This window comes from Neisseria sp. HMSC061B04 (assembly GCF_001836705.1).
Taxonomy (GTDB): Bacteria; Pseudomonadota; Gammaproteobacteria; order Burkholderiales; family Neisseriaceae; genus Neisseria.
On sequence record NZ_KV830180.1, the window covers coordinates 100,359 to 117,854 of the forward strand.

Sequence of the window (17,496 nt, forward strand, 5' to 3'; positions counted from 1 at the left end):
TCTCTTTTCAGACGGCCTAAAAGCCATGCGTTGTTCTGCTAATTCGACGCACGCGGCGGCTGGCCACGCGTACCGGTCCGGTATTGAGTTCGCGGCTGGCGTAATGGGCAAGGACAAAGGCAATCGCTGCGTCGCCGTGGCGTTTTTTGCCGTCTTGACCTTTAGTTCGGGTGTCCGGAATACGAGGCACGCCTTTGACTAATTCGAACGCACGTAAATCGGTGAGGATGTCTTCATCTCGCGGCAGGCAGTCGAGTGTGCCGTCTTCGAGGGCGGCTTTGAACGGAGCGGTATGGGTGCGGTACCAGTTTTCCGACAGCATCACGGCTTCCACCACTTCTGCGCCGAACGCATCGCGCATGGCTTCGGCCAGAGATTGACCGTTGCCTCGCGCATCCAAGGCCGCGCCGCGCAGATTGGGTAGCTTGGCCAACAGGTGCTGCATAATTTGCTCCTGCTGGGCAAACGGCATATTGCCCAGTTCCAAAACAAACGGCGGTTTTAAAATCAGGTCTTTGCTTTGTAAGAGCGGCACAATCACGGTGCGGTCGCCCGAGCGGGCAAAGTCTTCGCCTACAAAAGAAACGCGGGTTTTGTCCAAGCCGTCGAGCAGCGGCTGCAGGGTATCGGCTATCCAGTCCGCCACTTCGGCAGCGCGGCGCGGTTCGGGCAGCAGGCCGAAATCGTCGGTCTGGTCGTAGCGGATAACCGGCGTGTATGGGGTCATACGGCTTTCGATTAAGGCACGGTTGAGCCATTTGCCGCCGCCGTTTTTCGGGATACAGTCCAACTCTTCGCTGGCATCTTCGCCGTAGAAATCGCGGATTTCCTTACACCACGCGGCTTCGCCTTGGGGTGTCCAATCCTTGCCCAAACGCAGACAGATACGGCGGTACAAGCCTTGTTCAACCGCTTCGTCAAAGGTAATGCGGTGGACGGAATAAGGTTTTTTCCCTGCACGCACATCGTTAATCAACTCGTTGAACGGGTTGTCTACGCCGTCATGCGTAGAGATGATATGCACCTGGCCGCCCCACATCAGCAAGGCCATTGCCGCTTTAAGCAATTCGCCGAGCTGTTCGTGGAACGCTGCTTCATCAATAATCACGCGGCCTTGTTTACCGCGCAGGTTGGAAGGCCGGCTGGATAAGGCGGTAATGCGGTAGCCCGAAGCAAAGCGAATCACGAAAGCCAGTACCGACTGGCGATCGTCGCCTTCGACAAACACTTCCTCGGTTTCTTCGATTTCGCCTGCCGCCAGCTGGTAATGCTTCGCCCAGCCTGCACAGTCGCGGATAAACTCCAAGGCCATGTCTTTGTTATAGCCGATGTACCATGCGTCCATGCCTTTAGCGGATGCGGCCAGCAAGGCGGTATCGGCAGCCTCTCCCCAGCTCAAACCGATACGGCGCGATTTCTCGCACAGCTTCACAGGCGACTGGTCGGCACACCAAGCCTGCTGATACGGCAATAAGACCGTAGGGGTACGGTCTTCTGATGGGCGGGTATTTCGGATTTCAGACGGCGTCATGATGCAATCCCTAAAATATGCTTGCGGATGGCCTCGACCGATTCTTCAGACAAGCCGCCTTTCTTGGCCTGCTTGGCTACATCTTCGGCGGCCGCCTGTACTTTGGCTTTGACCTTGGCCTGATACTCTTTCAGGCGTGTGCTGGCGGAAATCAGACCGCTAATTTTCTTCGCACCCTCGGCCATCACGCCGAAACGGTCGAGCGCGTTTAATTCTTCGCTGTCCATCTCGCCTATGGCTACCAATGCGTCGAACAGTTCGGTTTGCAGCATGGCCATCAGGGCTTCGCTACGGGTATCGCCTTCATCGGCTGCGCCTTCGGCAATCAGTCGCGCGGCTTCGGTGCTGGATTTGATGGCGGCAAAACGGCGTTGCACTTTTTGGCCGTAGCGGTGGGCGGCGGAGCGGCTGATTTCATAGCCTTGGTCTTGCAGCCATTCGGCAATGGCTTGGTAGTCTGAAAAACCGTTTTCTACCAGTTTCCGTTCAAATTCGTGCCGGACGGCTTCGGGGAGTTTTTCAATGCTGCTGCGTTGCGCCATGCCTAGCTCCATACTTTCTCAGGCCGTGCAATACCGGCACGGCACTCCACCGTATATTCGGCAATATCGACACCCAAACTGGTCAAGTCGGCAAACCACAGGCCGTGCGGGGCTTTATTGAGGTCTACCATTTTGCGGTCAGCCAGATAATCAAGTTGTTGGCGCAGCTCCAGTGCGGTGGTTTGCGGGTAAATCGCGTTCATGATGTCCAACAAGAAGGTTTCGCTTGTTGTGTGCGGTCGGGCTTTATTAAGGGTGTTGATAATGTTCCAACGCATACCCTCGCGCCGTTGTTTGGCGATCAGTTCCTGGCTAATCATTTTTTTACGCTTTCCATTTTGTAGATTTCAGTGAGTTTCTCAGCGACGTTGTCGAGTTTGGCTTCCAAAACGACCTGATTGCGGATGTAGTCTTCACGCAGGACGTATGTCAGAGGCAGGCCGGCATTGAATTCCGCCAGTTTGTTTTCCATGATTTCGACTTTACCCTGTAGGCGTTCCTGCTGTTTTTGGCGTTCGTCCTGCTGCTCGCGGAATTGAGCCAGCAGCATTTTGCCGAAGGTGAAACAGATGCCGAGGAATGAGAGTAAAAAGCCGACAAGTTGCCAAAACTCGATGTGAATAAAGGTTTTTTCCATTTTTATGGCCATCCGTGTTCAAAATATTCTTGGCAGACAACGCAGCGCGTACAGCCTTTGACTGCCTGTTGTCTTGCTTTTGGTATCGGCGCACCGCAATCTTCACAATGACTGAGGCTGGCGGTGGTTTCAGACGGCGGTTGATGCTTTGCCAGGGATGCTGCGAGAAAGATGGCTTCGCGTTCGGATGCGCGGTCGGCAAAATCAGTCATTTTTCAGACGGCCTTTCTTGTACCATGTCTGCCAGCCAGAAATTTGTTTTTCCAGTTTTTGGCAGTATTCGCCATAGCGGACGGCGTGGTTTAAAAGTTGTTCGGGCGAGCCGCCACTCAGACGCTCGGGGCGTTCGTGAACGAGCAGCAGCTCGGAAGAGACGGGGGGAATTTCCGCTACGGTAACGGTTTTAATCGTGGCCGAGGGCACGGTTGTAGAGTTGCACGCTGTTAGTGCCAAGGCCATTAAAACGGTTGCCGTCTTTTTGTACAGTTTCATCAATCTGCTTCTCCAATTGAGCCGCTTGGCGGCCGATTTGCTGATAGGCGGTTGCCAAATCGCGGCTTTGTGCTTGTGCGAAATCAAACCAACGCTGTTTTTCTTCATTAGCCGCTTTGAGCTTTTCGGTATAGAGCTGCTCGGCGGCCAAGGCTGAAGCCTGATAAGTAGCAATGACTTCGGCTTTTTCAGCTTCCGCCTTCTTTGCTGAGGACTTATAGCCGCAGAAATAAATCGTTGGTACTGCACCTGCTATCAGCAAAATCAGAATCAGGGTCTGCCAAATAGGATTAAGCGTTTTCCACATCGTCTTTTCCTTTATGGATTTCAGCGACCTGCGGAATCGCCGCGATGCCGCGTTTGATTAATGCATACCCGCCGACCAATGCGCCATAAGCCCACCAGAGCCATTCCGGCGCATCCGCTGTTTGCGAGAACTTATAGGTCATAGAGGCGGCTGCCACGTTTGCCCATAGTTTGGTATGGCTGATTTTCCCTGTGGCCGGATTAGATACCAGGCCGCCCAACCATTTGAAAAAGGCAGTTACTGACGACGCTTTTTTTTGGCTGCGCGTTTCGCGGCGGCTACCCCGCTCTTGCGGTGGGCTTGCGTCCAACACCCCTGAGTCGGCATGGCGTAGCGAATGCCCAGGTCGCTGTGGCTGAAATCGGGCAGCATGGCTGCGGTCATTAGGGCGATGAGTGACTTTTTTGACATGGTTTTCTCCCTTTAATCGGTGTTATCTGCAGACGCATGAATCAGGTTTTGTGCCACGCGGCGAATCCAGCCTTTGCCAAATGATGTGAACGTACCCAGCTTGGTATAAAAGACCAGACGCTCGGCGTTGAAACGGAGCAGGAGGTCATTTTCAGGAAGTGAATTGATGGCTTTGAGGCTGAATGCTCCGATAACGCCGTCGTCCGGCACGCCTGCGGCGCGTTGCAGCATACGGGCAGCATTGCCATGACCGTGGTTGATGCAGGCATCGAAGAATTGGAACGCAACCGCTTCCGGCATTTGATCGGCGTGATAGCGTTCCCAAAATGCTTGACGGTAAATGCCGATCGCCTGCTCACGGGTCATGGCACGCATGGAGCCGTTGTAGCCGTTTGCCTGAGCAGTGCGTTTGGTAATGCCCCAGTTGGTCTCGCCGCCGGGGTCTTTGGGATGGTTGACATAGCCGCCCTCGTGGGAGAGGACGCGCTCAATGAATTGATTGAATTTGGTGGACATAAAAAATCCCTGTATTGAGGTTGAAATCAATACAGGGATTTTAGAAAAGGCCGTCTGAATGGGCTTTTAAAGGGGGTTAAAAGAGTTCATGGGATGGTTGCTTATCCAAATCAGTACAAATGAATTTCAGGTTTTTGTTGTATGCAGGCAAAGGCCATTTTTTCCATACTTCATCTGCACCAACTTTCTCAATCAGCCAATAAACCAACAAAGCTGCTGGCTGACTGAAAAAATACATTTCTTCAGCATTTTCTTTTATCCGATTAGCAAGATATTTCTTCTCATTCAAAAGTGACCGGATATTAGCAAGAATATTTGAAGGGTCAATGCTGGATTGAAATGTTTCTAGAAAAATCATATTGGTTTTTTTATCAACTTCAGGAACAAGCCCTATTTCCTCTTGATAAAGCTGTGATAATTGGGGAAGAAGTTCTTCTTGTGGTTGATTTGCTTCTTTCAAAATTGCCAGAGTACGACTAAATAAGTCATCTGTAGTTTCCATCAAAGCCATGCTCTTCGCGACTTCGCGCTCTGCTTTCTTTGGAACATTGCCGTCAGGCTTGTATATATTGTCATGAACCAGCTCTGCATAAGCATGTTGGAGTAAAGAACGCACCTGAACTTCACAGCACAAATCAGCAGGGATGCTGACATTTTCGGGTGTAATGAATGCTTGTTTAGGACGAATCTCGTAATGTTTGGATTGATAGTCAAATGCTTTGGGATTTTGCTGAATTTCATCTGCAAAATCTTTCGAAACTTTAGCATTCCACTGTGATGAGGATTCAATGATTTCACAAACTATTTGAATATGTTCCGCAAGCAATACCACAAAACGTACGCCGACCAAGTCAGTCATTTGAGTTTGAGGTGAAGTGTAATTTTTTCGGCCAATCTTGGCCAGAGCTGAAGAAATCTCTTTGACTCTAGGCTTTGCTTCAATTTTTAGAAAATTGGCAACCGGAACAGGAGAAATGACATTGGATAATTGATTTTGAATTTCTTCAGCCACAAATCTACCCCAAGCGGCAAATGCCGCTTGGTGGCTTTCTAAATAGCTTTTGAAATCATCAATATCGCTCATTTTTGTTGTTGTAACTGTCCTTTAATTGTGACAACAGTATATTCCCCATCTTCCGTTGGCGCAATTTCCATATAGTCTTGAGTATGCTCGGGAGGAGTCAAGATAACTACACCGTTACTAAATCCGTAAGACCTCCGTTTGCGTAAACGAGTTTTAATATATTCAATATCCTTACTTACAGCATTTTGAGGAAAATCCTTAGCTATCATAAATTCTGTATAAGCTTTTTGCTTGTCTTCAGGTAAATAATTTTGAGCAAAATCGTTAACGCTGATGGTTGCTGCTGCACTTTTCAATGTGACACGCAATGCTTCATGTGTATCTAACTTTTCATCATCACTCAAATCAGAGTTATCGATAAAATTACGTGTCCATTCAAAAAAATTCTGTGTCAGCTTACGGGAAGAAGCAGCTATACTCATGCCTAAGAACACTTGGTAGAAATAGGAAGCTGCTGGCCTAGTTTCCGTTTGTGTCATCAGATGGTCATACAAAAAAGCCCGATAATTCCCAGATTGTATTTGCTCCTGCGGCCTTACTGTTTCGGCTACCAAAAAACCTATTTTGAATAGTCTTGCTGAATCGGTCAGCAATAATTCCTCTAAGAATTCAATCGTGATAAAGTCATCCTCTTCTTTGGTCCTGAACCCATCTTGAGGCTCAGCCTTAATCACACATAAAAACGGTTTGCCGGTATCTCCAACCCTACCTTTTAATACCAACAAAATACCACCCGGTGCATTCGTATTCAGTTGTGCATCGGTCAACATGTGAGCAAATTGTGCGGAATCTTCAATAAACTCTGCTTCCTCTTTGAGTTGTATGGCTGCTGCTATCTGAAAAAAACTATTTTCAGCCGTATTGGCAATAGACATTTCAATGCCATGAGATTTATTACCCAAAGCTTTGGTCAGCCTGTTTTCCAATGTTCTTCTTGCCATAATAGGCAAATCAATCAACTGCGTACTGATTTTAGGTTCTACACGCTCTCTATTTTCATTTTTCGGATAAATACGATGGGTAATAATTTTTTCAATTACCAGCCCTTCAAAAGAGTAATTCGTTTCTGTCATCATTTTTCCTATTGTAAGTTAATTAAAGTCTTTTGAAACCTGAACCACCTGCCCGATGACCTGTATGTCGGGGTGGTCTGCCAGCATCAGCGGCATAGGTGGATAGGTCGAGTTGTCGGAGATTAAGAGCAGGCTGCCGTCGATTTGGCGTTGGACACGCTTTACCCATAACACGTCGCCGCTGCGGATGACGTAGATATGGCCGTCGCGCGGGTTGTTTTTACTGGTGTCGACCAATAGCGTGTCTTTGCTGTTGATGGTCGGCTCCATGCTGTCGCCGCGTGCCACCACGCAGTTGAGGTCTTTTGCAAACAGGCCGCGTGATTTGAGCCAGTCTTTGCGGAACGCCAAGTGCATGGCCGGTTCGGTTGCGCCATAGGCGGCTGCACCGTTGCCTGCAGACACCTCAACATCAAACATCGGGACGTAGTCGTATTCATGTTCTTCGGAATAATTCTTTTGCTCATCTGGATTTTTAGAAGAACTATTCTTTCCTGTAATCAACCAATTTGCGTCAATATCAAAAGTTGTCAGGATTTTTTCTACCATATCAAATGGCGGACGTTGTTTTCCGCTTAAAACATCATTCACACGCGACAGTTTTTCATTAATCGCTTCAGCAAATTCTGCAATTGTCAGGTCTTTTTCGCTTATCAACTTGCGAATATTTCCAGTAAAAATCAAACTCATAGAATTAATCTCGAAAAATATCCTAGAAATAATCTTGCATTATGGAAATAATCCAGTTAATATTTATCCAACATTTAAGCAAGATTGTTTAAATCTTTAAATATTCAACATTCTATCACGAGATGGAAATAGGAGATATTCCGTGAATGCAGAAAAAGTGAAGGAAGGTTTCCGCAAACGAGGCGAAACCATCAAATCTTGGTGCGACGAGCGGGGGTACGACCCGACATATGTGTCGCGGATTTTAAACGGCACGATTAAAGCCAATCGCGGCAAAGCGCATGAAATCGCAGTGGAGCTGGGAATAAAGGCCAAATCGGAAGCAGAGAAACGGAGCGCGTGATGAGTACCAAAGGCATCCGACTGCTGCGGGTTTTTAAAGCCTTGGAAGCCCACCCGATTATCGGTATCAGTAACAAAGAAATTTCAGACGGCCTCGGCCTCTCACCCACGCAGGTAAGCCGTGATTTGGATGACCTGATTGCCGAGGGCTTGGTGGTAAAGCTGGATAACGGCAATTTTGCTTACAGCGTGAAGACCTTGCAGATTGCGGAAGGATTCCGCCAGCAACACGAACGCCTGAAAGCACGCTTGCAGGAACTTGAACAACGAATTTATTAAATGCGACGCTGGCGTCGCATTTGACGGAGAGAAAAATGGCAACAGAAGTATTGGGACACACAGTCGGCGCAACGCCAAACGAGCTGGCCATCCACAGTATGGCGGTAATGGAGAAGTATTCCGGCGGCGAAGCCTACAACGAAGCGGTTTGGATTGAACGCGGACGTTTTGCGGTACGCCAAACCATGGAAGGTATGTTTGAGCTGGGCCGCGCACTCATCATCATTAAAGAGCATACACCGCATGGCCGGTTTGCGGAGATTACTGAAAAAGAGTTTGGTCTGCATAAACGCGAAGCCCAACGCTTGATGAATGCGACGCTGCGTTTTATCGATCCGAAAATGAAAGCAGCCCAACCCAAATTGATGGATTTAGGCAAATCCAAGCTGCTCGAACTTTTAGTTGAAGATGACGATTCACTCATCGAACTGGCAGAAGGCGGCGACATCAACGGCCACACATTGGACGACATCGACCGTATGACACGCAACGAATTGCGCGCCGCCTTGCGCGAAAGCCGTGAAACCGCCGAAGCGAAAGACAAAGTCATCGCCGACAAAAACAAAAAGGTCGATGAGCTGGCGGAAAAGCTGGCTAAGAAGCAAGCCGGTGTAAGAGAGCCGAAGGCGGAAGATGTGGGCAGTGAATTGACGATGCAGTTATCAAGCCTTGAGGTCGGTATCCGCAGTCAAGTGAGCCGTCTGAAAGATTTGTTCGACCAACTTAATGCGCACAGTGAGGCGCACGGGATTAGTCATCAGGCAAAAATGGTCGGGGCGTTGAATCAGATTATTTTGGATTGCAACATCATCCGCGAGAGCTACGATCTACCGATGGAAGCCCCTCAAGATGAGACGCCGGAGTGGTTGGGAGAATAAATCATGAACGCCGGATTGGTAGAAAGACTGACTGAAATCGAGGCTCAAGCCGCTTTGCTTGGACGGGGAGAACGGTCGGAGTATCTGAAACGGTCGGCACAGGATTTAGGGGTATCGCTCGCTACGCTCTATCGGAAATTGGAGTCTGTGAGTGTTAAGCCGAGCCGAAAACGGCGAAGCGATGCCGGTAAAACGGAACTGAAGCTGGAAGAAGCCAAACTGATTTCGGCTGTACTGGTGGAGGCCATGAGGCGCAACGGAAAGCGGTTGATGTCGGTCAAGCAAGCAGTGGAGATGCTGCGAGCCAACGGCAAAATCGAGGCGGCGCGGATTGATGAGGAAACGGGGGAAGTAAGTCCTCTTTCTGAAAACACCATTACCCGGGCTTTACGAGAGTACAAGCTACATCCCGACCAATTACTTCAGCCTGATCCTGTCAGCCGTATGAAATCTGAACATCCGAATCATTGCTGGCAAATCGACCCTAGTTTGTGTGTTTTGTATTACCTGCCGCGACACGGCAAGGATACGGGGCTTAGGGTGATGAAAGAGGAGGAATTCTACAAAAACAAACCTAAAAATGTTGTGAAGATTGAGCAAGACCGCGTGTGGCGTTACACCGGCACCGACCATGCCAGTGGAACGATTGTCGCCCGGTACTACTTCGGTGGCGAGACGAGTGCGAACTTGTGCGATTTCTTCATCTTCATGATGCAAGCCAAGGAGGATGTGCGTAAGGATCCTATACGCGGTGTGCCGCGCATGGTCATGCTTGACCCGGGAAGTGCGAATACGTCGTCTGCTTTTAAAACGCTGTGCAAGTCGCTTGATGTGCATGTGCAGATCAATAAACCCGGCAACCCCCGAGCCAAAGGCCAGGTAGAGAAAGCCAATGACATTGTGGAAACATCTTTTGAAAGCGGTTTGCGCTTTACCGAGGTGCACGATATCGACCAACTGAACGCCTTAGCCGAACGTTGGATGCGTTACTACAACGGTACGCAGATTCACAGCCGTCACGGTATGACCCGCTATCAGGCGTGGAACAAAATCAAACCGGAGCAGCTGATCCTGCCACCTCCTGCGGAATATTGCCGAGAGTTGGCAATCAGTGCGCCAAAAGAAGCCAAGGTATCGGCTGATTTGGAAATACGCTTCGGCGGTCGTTTCTACAGTGTGAAAGCCATTCAAGGCATATTGGTTGGACAGAAGGTTTTGGTAGCCAAAAACCCTTGGGAAGAGAACGGAGCACGAGTGGCAACGTTTGATGCAGACGGCCGTGAAACATGGGTGGCTGTGCCGGAAGTGGTGTTCGACGACATGGGCTTCAGAGCCGATTCGGCAGTCATCGGCGAGGAGTACAAGGCACCGGGCAATACTGCTGCCCAGCAACATGCGAAGGAGCTCGACAAGATGGCTATGGGAGCGGAAACGCTGGAGCAGGCGGCAGCCAATCGAAAAGGCAAGGCTGTACCGTTCGGCGGGTCTATAGATCCATTCAAGCACCAGGAAGATACGCTCGCTACACGCAATACGCTCTATTTGGAGCGTGGCGGCCAGCAGATGGAATACAACCGGATGGAGGTCGCCGAGCAGGTGTTGAGCAAGGTGGAAATAGCGAAGCTGTTGAAGCCGCGTATCGAAGCCGAAGGTGGAGACTGGAAACAGGCTGTTGCGCTCATTACCAAACATTATCCGGACGGTGTGGCCGCCAGTCAGTTGGAAGCGGTTTTTGACAAGCTGAAAACGGCAGGCCGTCTGAAATTACATAAAACCGGTTAGGCAAATGCGACGACGTCGTCGCATTTGTAGAGAGGAAAACGATGAAACAAAGTTTTCAAAAAATCGGCAAATCCTATGCCGCCGCCGCAGCCGAAATTGGATGCAGCAAGCCGATGCTGGTGGCGGTAGTCAATCACGGGCAATGGCCGAAAAAAAACGCAGCCGAGCTGCGAAGGAAATTGAAACAATTTTTTGAAAAGAATGGTGCGGAAATCCCAGCGAGCCTGAGAAACGAGCCGGAAACCGCACCTGCCCAAGCAACTTACGAAGACAAGGACAATGAGATGTTACTACGAAAAGCAACCCTGAACCAAGCCGCAAAACAGCATTTTGGATTATTCCGCGACCCGTTCAACGATGAAATCCAGTCGGCAGACGATGTGTATATGACCCCTGACGTGCGTTATGTACGTGAGGCAATGTTTCAGACGGCCTGTCATGGCGGTTTTGTGGCGGTGGTCGGTGAAAGCGGCGCGGGTAAATCCACACTGCGCGAAGACCTGCAAGACCGTATCAACCGCGAAGGCCGTCAAATTGTGTTGATTGAGCCTTATGTGCTGGCAATGGAAGACAACGACCAAAAGGGTAAGACACTCAAAGCGGTGCATATCGCTGAGGCAATTTTGGAGGCGGTGGCGCCTGGAACAAGCCCGAAACGCAGTCCGGAGGCTCGTTTCCGCCAAATTCATCGCGCTCTGACTGAAAGCGCAAAAGCCGGTAACAAGCACCTGCTGCTGATTGAAGAGGCTCATGGCCTGCCTCTGCCGACCCTGAAACACTTAAAACGCTTTTTTGAGCTGAAGAACGGTTTTGAACGACTGCTCGGGATTGTCTTAATCGGTCAGACGGAGTTGGCGCAAAAGCTCAGCGAAAACAATCCTGCTGTGCGCGAGGTGGTGCAACGTTGCGAGGTAGTTACCCTCCTGCCTCTGACTGACGGCAAGCTGGAAGGCTATTTGAAACACAAGTTTGCCCGGGTCGGTGCGGATGTTTCAAAAGTTTTGAATCAAAGTGCGGTGGATGCGGTTGCGGAACGTTTGACTGTGAAGAGCAGAACAAGCAAAGGGGTTGAACAGAACAGCCTGCTCTATCCTCTGGCTGTCAACAATCTTGTGGCAGCGGCGATGAATCAGGCGGCGGAATTGGGATTTGAACTTGTTGACGGCGATGTGGTACGGGGGGTGTGAGATGGATAACAAATTCGGAAAATTTATTGACCCCAATCACTTGCTGCTCCCACTTAGAAAACAGGTAGCTACCGGGAAAGTCGGCAGCATGGAATACACGATGGAAATCTCTGTGGGATGTGAGCCGATGGTCGTCAGTAAAGCTACTGGGAAGCGGTTTGTATTGACTTGGCAGGACATAGTGGAGTTAGCCGTTCTGGCCGGTATCAACGAATCGGAAGAATCTGAAAAATAAAGGGGAAATCATGAAAAAAGATGGAATCGAATTTGCCATTGTAATTGTGCTGCTGTCCATCGTCGTAGCCATACAGGCAAGGCTGACCGAGCCTTGCCGCCAAAAACAGCCTATGCAGATCAACGTCTATGACAGGGGGCAGTACAAATGAGGGGGTTATGGATACTGACCGCCATGCTTGCCGCCTGCCAGCCGGTCGCGGTAACGGCAGATCAAAGAGATGCTCTGGAAGCCGATAAAAACTGGGAGGCAGTTTACGGCGGGATGAGCGAGACAGACAAAATAACAGGCGTGGTTTTGGAGCCCGCGGGAGAAGAAAAATGAACAGGGATTACAGCAAAATCAAAGTGTCGGTATGGCGCGAAAAAGGCGGTCATCTTGTCACTGAGCTGACAACGGTGTCGGGTAAGTTTGTGATGATGTATGTGTCATCTCGGCTATCGGATGAAATTGAGGATGTGGTTCAGACGGCATTGCGGTGTTTGAGCCGTAAGGATTTGGAGGCAGCGAGATGAAAGTACGCTGCCCTACCTGCGGTGCGGTGATGAGTTTGGATGTATTAATCGCCCATGACGATGCCCGCGAAGCCCTGATTGCCCTGACAGGCATTTCAGATGACCTTTTTAAGGCGGTATTGCGGTATCTGACGCTGTTTCGCCCCGCCGAAAAGGATTTAAGTTTTAACCGTGTTTCAAAGCTCGTCGGCGAGATTGCGCCGATGATACGGGACGGAAAGATTGTCCGCAACCGCAAAACTTACCCGGCCCCGCGCGAGGCTTGGATTTGGGCGGTAACGCGATGCCTTGAGGCACGGGACGCGGGAAAGTTGACGCCGCCGCTGACCAGCCACGGTTATTTGTTGGAAAACATCACGTTTTGGTCACCTGAAAAGACGGCGGGAATTGCGGTTTTGCCCTCTCCCCAACCCTCTCCCGCGGAAAAGGGGGTAAGTACTAAATTGAGGAGCGGGTTGGGCGGTTTGATGGAGTGGTCAAATGGAGGCGAACAATAACTGGCTTAAAAAAGCAATCGCGCAGGGTTTTATGATGCTCGCCGCCTTAAACCTCAAAGGCCGCCCTGCCTCGGCGGATTTGACGGCAGTCGCCGAACTTTGGTTGGGCATACTGAGCGGCCGGTCGTGGCAACCGGAGCAGGACGGAATCAGGATACAGACATCCTTTAGGGCTATTGCGGCGTCCTCGTCAGAGTGGCCAAACCCTGCCGACCTTATCAAACACCTGCCGCCGCCCGAAGTCAGAATGGTGCCGAGGCTGGAAAAGAAGCACCGCCCGACGGAATACGGCAAAGCGCAGGCCGCCGAACTGAAAAAGATTGTCGGCAGATTGAAAAACGCGCCCTGTATGGACAGGGACTGGATACACGGGCCGAGGCATCGGTCGGTGGACGAATGTAAAAGGATTTATGCCGAAAGGCAGAAGGGAAACAAATAATCAAATGAGTACGTTTTTTGACAATCAGGAATCCGACTTAATACAGGAATTTCTGACGGAATACTGGGAAGAGTTTGAAAAATTCGCTGGCAATAACGGATTTGATGACGATTTATTGAAGCAAATATCAATGGAATTGGAAGGACATAGGAAACATTATGAGTAACTTAGACATGAAACAATACAAACAGGATGCCAAAGGCAATCTCGTGCCGCTGGCCAATATTAAAGAAATCGACCTGCTGCGCGACGAGCTGGTGCAGGAAATCGCCGCCAAAGCCCGCGCGGTGCAGGATAACCTGATGGCGTTCAAACGCGAGGCGATGGACGATATTGCGGCGTTTGTACAGTTGAGTGCCGACCGCTATGACGTATCTGTTGGCGGCAAGAAAGGCAATATCAGCCTGCACAGCTTTGACGGCGCATACCGCGTCAACCTTGCCATGCAGGATACGTTGGTATTTGACGAAGGTTTGATTGCCGCCAAAGCCTTGATTGATGAGTGTATCAACGAATGGACGGAAGGCAGCCGCACGGAATTGAAAACACTGATTAACGCGGCCTTCCAAGTGGATAAAGAAGGCAATATCAGCACCGCCCGCGTACTTGGTCTGCGCCGCCTGCAAATTACGGATGAAAAATGGCAACGGGCGATGGATGCGCTCTCCGACAGTTTGCAGGTGCATATCAGCAAGCCGTTTGTGCGGGTGTATCAGCGCGGCGAAGATGGGGAGTATCAGCTGATGAATTTGGATGTAGCGAAGGTGTGAACATGGGAAAAATGAAAATTTTCTTGTCACTCATATGCCTTTTTGTGTTAGCAGCTTGTGAACCAAATGCCAGTTATCAGCAATATAGAGAGGGAAAGCCAGTAGATATCCAAACCGAAGACCGCATCGTTGTGAAACGCATTGCTGTTATTCCTGATGATCTTGCTTACTCAAATTATCGCGGGGTATACGTAATTACCGACAAGAAAACCGGCAAGGAGTACATCGGTTTATCAGGTGTTGGCATATCCGAATCTGGCAGTCATCAAAGCGGCAAGACATCAATCTCTGATGAGCGGTAATAAAAACTGAAGCCATCTGAAACTATAAATCCATAAACCGCGCGGCACGGTCTGCCGCATTTAAATCTAAATAGGAGTCAAAAAGTGAATAAATCTGAATTAATCCAAGCCATCGCCGATGAGGCAGAATTGAGCAAACGCGATGCGGCGGAATTTGTCGATGCGTTTGTCAGCGTGGTAACGCAGACGCTGAAGGACGGCAAAGACATTACGTTGGTCGGCTTCGGTTCGTTCCACGCCGCCCAATCTGCCGAGCGCAAAGGCCGCAATCCTAAGACCGGCGAGCCGTTGACCATTGCCGCCCGTAAAACGCCAAAATTCCGCCCGGGCAAGGCGTTGAAAGAAGCAGTCAATCCATAGCTAGGCTATAAAAAAGGCCGTCTGAAACTTTCAGACGGCCTTTTTTATTTGCCAAATGACTACCGGCAAATGTAGAATCAGGCATAATATATTGATTTATTTAAATATATGAAACAGCGTTTCAGTATGTGAAAAGAAAGGATTAGCATGGAAACGGCAAAAGCGAAAAAACAGCGTTTAATCCGTCTGATCCACGTCGGTAAAACGCAGTTGATGATGGCCGATAGCGAGTACCGTACGCTATTGGCCAATATTTCGCGCGGGAAAACGAGCAGCACTAAGTTGTCGGTCGATGAGTTAGAACTGGTGGTAACGGCTCTGAAGGCGCGTGGTTTTGTAGTAACGACAAAAGCGCAGGCTAAAAGTGACAAGCCGGATATTAAAATCCGGCCTGCCCATCCTGCGGTTGATGGCCAAATTAAAAAAATACGTGCGTTATGGCTTGAGCTACACGATATCGGTGCAGTAAGAAATCCGTCCGAGCTGGCTTTGGGCAGGTTTGTAAAGCGTATGGTCGGCGTTGATTATCATGGCTGGCTTGATATTGATAATGCACAGAAGGTTATTGAACACTTGAAACAATGGTTGTTACGCGAGGAAAGAAAACTGGAGGTGCTAAGTGGCTGATGAACGCGTACCCGAGCTGGTGACCGATTTGGAAGACCAAATGTCTGCCTGTTTATGTTCTGAGCTGCCGATGTTGGATAAAACTCAGGCGAAGGTGGTAAGTAAGAAGGTGGCAAGATTCATTACGGACAACTGGGGAGGTCAATTGATTTATATCCCGAAGAACCATATCGGCAAGGTATCGGAAAGAGACCAACAGGTATATCGGGAATTTAATGGTAAGAATCATGCAGCATTAAGTAAGAAATTTGATTTAACTGTTCAACAAATCTATCGCATTGTGAAGGCAGTCGGAGATGCGGAAAGGTCGAAAAGACAGACTGATTTGTTTGGATAAGTCTTGTAATAAAACGGAATGGCGGTCAGGTTTTATCCTGACCGCTTTTATATTGCGTTTCTCATCTTGGTCGGGGGTTTGCCTACCCTGAGCCATAAACTCGCTAAAAATGCCGTTTTTGCGCATTTTGAGGAAAACATGTTTTAAACCGCATTAAAAGCCGTTTCAGACGGCCTTTGTCAAAATAGCCTCATCAATCCGATGGGGCTTTTTTGTGAAAAAGTTGTTTGAAATTTTTAAATCCGGCACGCGTACTGACAATAACGGCCGAAAAGTGACGATTACCGATGCGGATGTGGCTCAGGCAGCTGCTGCATATGATCCAAAGCTGCATGAAGCACCACTGGTTATCGGCCATCCGAAGACCGATGCTCCGGCCTATGGCTGGGTGGGCAGTCTGCAAGCCGATGGTGGTGTGCTGTCGGCCGATTTTGCGCAAATGGACGATGATTTTGTCAGTCTTGTACAAAGCGGCCGTTACAAAAAAGTGTCGGCCAGTTTCTATCCGCCCGACAGCCCGAGCAATCCGAAGCCAGGCTCTTGGTATCTGCGCCATGTCGGTTTTCTCGGTGCGCAACCACCTGCGGTAAAAGGTTTATCCGCCATTAATTTTGCTGAAGACGATGAGTATGTCGAGTTTTCCGAATATGCACACCGCCGCACGGCCTCGATTTTCCGCCGTCTGCGTGAGTGGCTGATTGAGCAGTACGACGTGGCCACCGCCGATAAAGTAGTTGCCGATTGGGAAATTCGCGACATTGAAGAATCGGCAGACTGGCAGCCCGAACCGCCCACACCGGCATTTGCCGACCCTGTAACCCAAAACGAATCTCAAACCCATGAAAACAAGGAGACCTCTATGTCGCCCGAAGAACAACTGGCAGCCGAAAAAACCGCCCGTGAACAAGCCGAAGCTAAGGCAGCCGCTGCGGAAGCAGAGCTGAAACGCTTGCAAGACGAGCAAGACCAAGCCTTGCGTGAAGGTCAACATGATCAGAATGCCGAATTTGCCGAAGCCTTGGTAAAAGAAGGCCGTCTGAAACCTGCCGATAAGGATTTGGTGGTGCAGGTATTGGACTTCGCAGAATACCCCGAACATACCAGCGTCGATTTTGGCGAAGGCAGCACCATTGGCGAAGCGTTGCGCCAATTCTTGCGCAACCTGCCGGAAGTATTGCCAAGCGGCCACTATACCAAAGGGACTACTCCTATGGCTGCCGCTGGACTGCCGGCCGATTTTGCCGAAGCGGCTAATCCTGATGCGCTGAGCCATCACGAACGTGCTGTGGCTTTGGCAGCCAAAGAAGGCATCAGCTACGAAGAAGCGGCACGCCGTACCGCCGTTTAACCCAAAAGCGACGATGTCGTCGCATTTCAATTTGAAAGGATGAACGATGAGTTCTCATTTGCGCCGCCTTCGCGGTCAGGTCGATCCAGTTTTAACCAATCTGGCAGTCGGTTATAAAAACGCGGAATTTATTGCCGAGAAAATTTTCCCTCAAGTATTCACTGATAAAGAAGGCGTACAGGTGCCGGTGTTCGGTAAAGGCTCTTTTGTCGAATACGACACCAAGCGTGCCGTCGGTGCGGCGTCTAATGTGATTACGTTGGATGCGCCGAACTATCTGCCGATTGTGTTGGAAGAACACGATTTAGCGGCTGG

30 protein-coding genes and 1 pseudogene are annotated in these 17,496 nt (G+C 49.8%); 18 read left to right on the top strand and 13 right to left on the bottom strand.

Annotated features, from left to right (window positions below):
* Positions 1-16: 16 nt before the first annotated feature.
* The 13 genes from HMPREF2661_RS03290 to HMPREF2661_RS03345 all read right to left on the bottom strand — a co-directional run bounded on the left by HMPREF2661_RS03290 (position 17) and on the right by HMPREF2661_RS03345 (position 7,283).
* On the bottom strand, positions 17-1,531 hold the full coding sequence (locus HMPREF2661_RS03290) for a terminase large subunit domain-containing protein (protein WP_070822337.1): 1,515 nt from the start codon (positions 1,529-1,531) through the stop codon (positions 17-19).
* Entirely contained in the window at positions 1,528-2,073 is a 546-nt protein-coding gene (locus tag HMPREF2661_RS03295) for a DUF3486 family protein (RefSeq protein WP_049322363.1), read from the bottom strand. Before HMPREF2661_RS03295 ends, HMPREF2661_RS03290 begins: the two co-directional genes overlap by 4 nt.
* A gap of 2 nt (positions 2,074-2,075) precedes the next feature.
* A complete protein-coding gene (locus HMPREF2661_RS03300) occupies positions 2,076-2,393 on the bottom strand; it encodes a hypothetical protein (protein ID WP_049322364.1) in 318 nt (105 codons plus the stop codon).
* Entirely contained in the window at positions 2,390-2,710 is a 321-nt protein-coding gene (locus HMPREF2661_RS03305; protein ID WP_013448349.1) for a hypothetical protein, read from the bottom strand. The genes HMPREF2661_RS03300 and HMPREF2661_RS03305 overlap by 4 nt, the downstream gene beginning before the upstream one ends.
* A gap of 2 nt (positions 2,711-2,712) precedes the next feature.
* Positions 2,713-2,922, bottom strand: a complete 210-nt coding sequence (locus HMPREF2661_RS03310; protein WP_049332755.1) for a TraR/DksA family transcriptional regulator — start codon at positions 2,920-2,922, stop codon at positions 2,713-2,715.
* Positions 2,915-3,133 carry a hypothetical protein gene (locus HMPREF2661_RS03315; protein ID WP_049322366.1) on the bottom strand — a complete coding sequence of 73 codons (219 nt, stop codon included), beginning with the start codon at positions 3,131-3,133 and terminating at the stop codon, positions 2,915-2,917. Before HMPREF2661_RS03315 ends, HMPREF2661_RS03310 begins: the two co-directional genes overlap by 8 nt.
* Positions 3,114-3,509: a hypothetical protein gene (locus HMPREF2661_RS03320; RefSeq protein ID WP_070822338.1), complete on the bottom strand. Its 396-nt coding sequence runs from the start codon at positions 3,507-3,509 to the stop codon at positions 3,114-3,116. Before HMPREF2661_RS03320 ends, HMPREF2661_RS03315 begins: the two co-directional genes overlap by 20 nt.
* Positions 3,493-3,822 carry a hypothetical protein gene (locus tag HMPREF2661_RS11825; protein ID WP_070822339.1) on the bottom strand — a complete coding sequence of 110 codons (330 nt, stop codon included), beginning with the start codon at positions 3,820-3,822 and terminating at the stop codon, positions 3,493-3,495. The genes HMPREF2661_RS03320 and HMPREF2661_RS11825 overlap by 17 nt, the downstream gene beginning before the upstream one ends.
* On the bottom strand, positions 3,747-3,920 hold the full coding sequence (locus tag HMPREF2661_RS11580) for a hypothetical protein (protein ID WP_168166708.1): 174 nt from the start codon (positions 3,918-3,920) through the stop codon (positions 3,747-3,749). The genes HMPREF2661_RS11825 and HMPREF2661_RS11580 overlap by 76 nt, the downstream gene beginning before the upstream one ends.
* A 12-nt stretch (positions 3,921-3,932) precedes the next feature.
* On the bottom strand, positions 3,933-4,436 hold the full coding sequence (locus tag HMPREF2661_RS03330; RefSeq protein ID WP_070822340.1) for a glycoside hydrolase family 108 protein: 504 nt from the start codon (positions 4,434-4,436) through the stop codon (positions 3,933-3,935).
* Positions 4,437-4,512: 76 nt separating this feature from the next.
* Positions 4,513-5,520: a GTP pyrophosphokinase gene (locus HMPREF2661_RS03335; RefSeq protein WP_070822341.1), complete on the bottom strand. Its 1,008-nt coding sequence runs from the start codon at positions 5,518-5,520 to the stop codon at positions 4,513-4,515.
* A complete protein-coding gene (locus HMPREF2661_RS03340) occupies positions 5,517-6,596 on the bottom strand; it encodes a nucleoid-associated protein (protein WP_254324909.1) in 1,080 nt (359 codons plus the stop codon). Before HMPREF2661_RS03340 ends, HMPREF2661_RS03335 begins: the two co-directional genes overlap by 4 nt.
* 15 nt (positions 6,597-6,611) lie before the next feature.
* Complete coding sequence (locus HMPREF2661_RS03345; RefSeq protein ID WP_070822342.1) at positions 6,612-7,283, bottom strand: LexA family transcriptional regulator; 672 nt, start codon at positions 7,281-7,283, stop codon at positions 6,612-6,614.
* A 142-nt stretch (positions 7,284-7,425) separates the two neighbouring features.
* On the opposite strand from HMPREF2661_RS03345, the gene HMPREF2661_RS03350 reads away from it, so the two are divergent.
* The 18 genes and pseudogenes from HMPREF2661_RS03350 to HMPREF2661_RS11750 form a co-directional block, all read left to right on the top strand.
* Positions 7,426-7,626 (top strand): DNA-binding protein, encoded by a 201-nt coding sequence (locus HMPREF2661_RS03350; RefSeq protein WP_070822343.1) that lies wholly within the window; start codon positions 7,426-7,428, stop codon positions 7,624-7,626.
* Positions 7,626-7,904, top strand: a complete 279-nt coding sequence (locus HMPREF2661_RS03355) for a helix-turn-helix domain-containing protein (protein ID WP_070822344.1) — start codon at positions 7,626-7,628, stop codon at positions 7,902-7,904. The genes HMPREF2661_RS03350 and HMPREF2661_RS03355 overlap by 1 nt, the downstream gene beginning before the upstream one ends.
* 35 nt (positions 7,905-7,939) lie before the next feature.
* Complete coding sequence (locus HMPREF2661_RS03360) at positions 7,940-8,782, top strand: hypothetical protein (protein WP_070822345.1); 843 nt, start codon at positions 7,940-7,942, stop codon at positions 8,780-8,782.
* Between the two features lie 3 nt (positions 8,783-8,785).
* Positions 8,786-10,564, top strand: a complete 1,779-nt coding sequence (locus HMPREF2661_RS03365; RefSeq protein ID WP_107831890.1) for a DDE-type integrase/transposase/recombinase — start codon at positions 8,786-8,788, stop codon at positions 10,562-10,564.
* A gap of 41 nt (positions 10,565-10,605) precedes the next feature.
* The gene (locus HMPREF2661_RS03370; protein WP_070822346.1) at positions 10,606-11,751 is read left to right on the top strand and encodes an ExeA family protein; all 1,146 of its coding nucleotides are present in this window, start codon (positions 10,606-10,608) and stop codon (positions 11,749-11,751) included.
* A gap of 1 nt (position 11,752) precedes the next feature.
* On the top strand, positions 11,753-11,986 hold the full coding sequence (locus HMPREF2661_RS03375; protein WP_049351482.1) for a hypothetical protein: 234 nt from the start codon (positions 11,753-11,755) through the stop codon (positions 11,984-11,986).
* 10 nt (positions 11,987-11,996) lie between these two features.
* The gene (locus tag HMPREF2661_RS11585; RefSeq protein WP_159069865.1) at positions 11,997-12,137 is read left to right on the top strand and encodes a hypothetical protein; all 141 of its coding nucleotides are present in this window, start codon (positions 11,997-11,999) and stop codon (positions 12,135-12,137) included.
* Complete coding sequence (locus HMPREF2661_RS11590) at positions 12,134-12,310, top strand: hypothetical protein (RefSeq protein WP_157686100.1); 177 nt, start codon at positions 12,134-12,136, stop codon at positions 12,308-12,310. The genes HMPREF2661_RS11585 and HMPREF2661_RS11590 overlap by 4 nt, the downstream gene beginning before the upstream one ends.
* Positions 12,307-12,501: a hypothetical protein gene (locus HMPREF2661_RS03380; RefSeq protein WP_049351483.1), complete on the top strand. Its 195-nt coding sequence runs from the start codon at positions 12,307-12,309 to the stop codon at positions 12,499-12,501. The genes HMPREF2661_RS11590 and HMPREF2661_RS03380 overlap by 4 nt, the downstream gene beginning before the upstream one ends.
* A complete protein-coding gene (locus tag HMPREF2661_RS03385; protein ID WP_063068492.1) occupies positions 12,498-12,998 on the top strand; it encodes a hypothetical protein in 501 nt (166 codons plus the stop codon). The genes HMPREF2661_RS03380 and HMPREF2661_RS03385 overlap by 4 nt, the downstream gene beginning before the upstream one ends.
* Positions 12,982-13,437, top strand: a complete 456-nt coding sequence (locus tag HMPREF2661_RS03390) for a hypothetical protein (RefSeq protein WP_063068493.1) — start codon at positions 12,982-12,984, stop codon at positions 13,435-13,437. The genes HMPREF2661_RS03385 and HMPREF2661_RS03390 overlap by 17 nt, the downstream gene beginning before the upstream one ends.
* A 158-nt stretch (positions 13,438-13,595) precedes the next feature.
* Positions 13,596-14,207: a DUF3164 family protein gene (locus HMPREF2661_RS03400; protein ID WP_070616087.1), complete on the top strand. Its 612-nt coding sequence runs from the start codon at positions 13,596-13,598 to the stop codon at positions 14,205-14,207.
* Between the two features lie 2 nt (positions 14,208-14,209).
* On the top strand, positions 14,210-14,509 hold the full coding sequence (locus HMPREF2661_RS03405; RefSeq protein WP_070539350.1) for a GIY-YIG nuclease family protein: 300 nt from the start codon (positions 14,210-14,212) through the stop codon (positions 14,507-14,509).
* Positions 14,510-14,560: 51 nt separating this feature from the next.
* Positions 14,561-14,869 carry an HU family DNA-binding protein gene (locus tag HMPREF2661_RS03410; protein WP_159069866.1) on the top strand — a complete coding sequence of 103 codons (309 nt, stop codon included), beginning with the start codon at positions 14,561-14,563 and terminating at the stop codon, positions 14,867-14,869.
* Between the two features lie 147 nt (positions 14,870-15,016).
* On the top strand, positions 15,017-15,496 hold the full coding sequence (locus HMPREF2661_RS03415) for a gp16 family protein (RefSeq protein ID WP_070616085.1): 480 nt from the start codon (positions 15,017-15,019) through the stop codon (positions 15,494-15,496).
* Complete coding sequence (locus tag HMPREF2661_RS03420; RefSeq protein WP_079453739.1) at positions 15,489-15,833, top strand: Mor transcription activator family protein; 345 nt, start codon at positions 15,489-15,491, stop codon at positions 15,831-15,833. The genes HMPREF2661_RS03415 and HMPREF2661_RS03420 overlap by 8 nt, the downstream gene beginning before the upstream one ends.
* 214 nt (positions 15,834-16,047) lie before the next feature.
* Positions 16,048-17,181, top strand: a complete 1,134-nt coding sequence (locus tag HMPREF2661_RS03425; protein ID WP_070822348.1) for a 2-oxoacid:acceptor oxidoreductase — start codon at positions 16,048-16,050, stop codon at positions 17,179-17,181.
* Between the two features lie 46 nt (positions 17,182-17,227).
* A pseudogene (locus tag HMPREF2661_RS11750) lies at positions 17,228-17,496 on the top strand (hypothetical protein); the annotation flags it as partial.

Coding starts and splice junctions, on each gene's coding strand:
- HMPREF2661_RS03360 (WP_070822345.1), top strand. CDS start 7,940: ATGGCAACAGAAGTATTGGGACACACAGTCGGCGCAACGCCAAACGAG.
- HMPREF2661_RS03365 (WP_107831890.1), top strand. CDS start 8,786: ATGAACGCCGGATTGGTAGAAAGACTGACTGAAATCGAGGCTCAAGCC.
- HMPREF2661_RS03375 (WP_049351482.1), top strand. CDS start 11,753: ATGGATAACAAATTCGGAAAATTTATTGACCCCAATCACTTGCTGCTC.
- HMPREF2661_RS03330 (WP_070822340.1), bottom strand. CDS start 4,436: ATGTCCACCAAATTCAATCAATTCATTGAGCGCGTCCTCTCCCACGAG.
- HMPREF2661_RS03340 (WP_254324909.1), bottom strand. CDS start 6,596: ATGATGACAGAAACGAATTACTCTTTTGAAGGGCTGGTAATTGAAAAA.
- HMPREF2661_RS11580 (WP_168166708.1), bottom strand. CDS start 3,920: ATGTCAAAAAAGTCACTCATCGCCCTAATGACCGCAGCCATGCTGCCC.
- HMPREF2661_RS03335 (WP_070822341.1), bottom strand. CDS start 5,520: ATGAGCGATATTGATGATTTCAAAAGCTATTTAGAAAGCCACCAAGCG.
- HMPREF2661_RS03415 (WP_070616085.1), top strand. CDS start 15,017: ATGGAAACGGCAAAAGCGAAAAAACAGCGTTTAATCCGTCTGATCCAC.
- HMPREF2661_RS03370 (WP_070822346.1), top strand. CDS start 10,606: ATGAAACAAAGTTTTCAAAAAATCGGCAAATCCTATGCCGCCGCCGCA.
- HMPREF2661_RS03400 (WP_070616087.1), top strand. CDS start 13,596: ATGAGTAACTTAGACATGAAACAATACAAACAGGATGCCAAAGGCAAT.
- HMPREF2661_RS03290 (WP_070822337.1), bottom strand. CDS start 1,531: ATGACGCCGTCTGAAATCCGAAATACCCGCCCATCAGAAGACCGTACC.
- HMPREF2661_RS11585 (WP_159069865.1), top strand. CDS start 11,997: ATGAAAAAAGATGGAATCGAATTTGCCATTGTAATTGTGCTGCTGTCC.
- HMPREF2661_RS03295 (WP_049322363.1), bottom strand. CDS start 2,073: ATGGCGCAACGCAGCAGCATTGAAAAACTCCCCGAAGCCGTCCGGCAC.
- HMPREF2661_RS11590 (WP_157686100.1), top strand. CDS start 12,134: ATGAGGGGGTTATGGATACTGACCGCCATGCTTGCCGCCTGCCAGCCG.
- HMPREF2661_RS03300 (WP_049322364.1), bottom strand. CDS start 2,393: ATGATTAGCCAGGAACTGATCGCCAAACAACGGCGCGAGGGTATGCGT.
- HMPREF2661_RS03385 (WP_063068492.1), top strand. CDS start 12,498: ATGAAAGTACGCTGCCCTACCTGCGGTGCGGTGATGAGTTTGGATGTA.
- HMPREF2661_RS03320 (WP_070822338.1), bottom strand. CDS start 3,509: ATGTGGAAAACGCTTAATCCTATTTGGCAGACCCTGATTCTGATTTTG.
- HMPREF2661_RS03380 (WP_049351483.1), top strand. CDS start 12,307: ATGAACAGGGATTACAGCAAAATCAAAGTGTCGGTATGGCGCGAAAAA.
- HMPREF2661_RS03355 (WP_070822344.1), top strand. CDS start 7,626: ATGAGTACCAAAGGCATCCGACTGCTGCGGGTTTTTAAAGCCTTGGAA.
- HMPREF2661_RS03405 (WP_070539350.1), top strand. CDS start 14,210: ATGGGAAAAATGAAAATTTTCTTGTCACTCATATGCCTTTTTGTGTTA.
- HMPREF2661_RS03345 (WP_070822342.1), bottom strand. CDS start 7,283: ATGAGTTTGATTTTTACTGGAAATATTCGCAAGTTGATAAGCGAAAAA.
- HMPREF2661_RS03390 (WP_063068493.1), top strand. CDS start 12,982: ATGGAGGCGAACAATAACTGGCTTAAAAAAGCAATCGCGCAGGGTTTT.
- HMPREF2661_RS03305 (WP_013448349.1), bottom strand. CDS start 2,710: ATGGAAAAAACCTTTATTCACATCGAGTTTTGGCAACTTGTCGGCTTT.
- HMPREF2661_RS03310 (WP_049332755.1), bottom strand. CDS start 2,922: ATGACTGATTTTGCCGACCGCGCATCCGAACGCGAAGCCATCTTTCTC.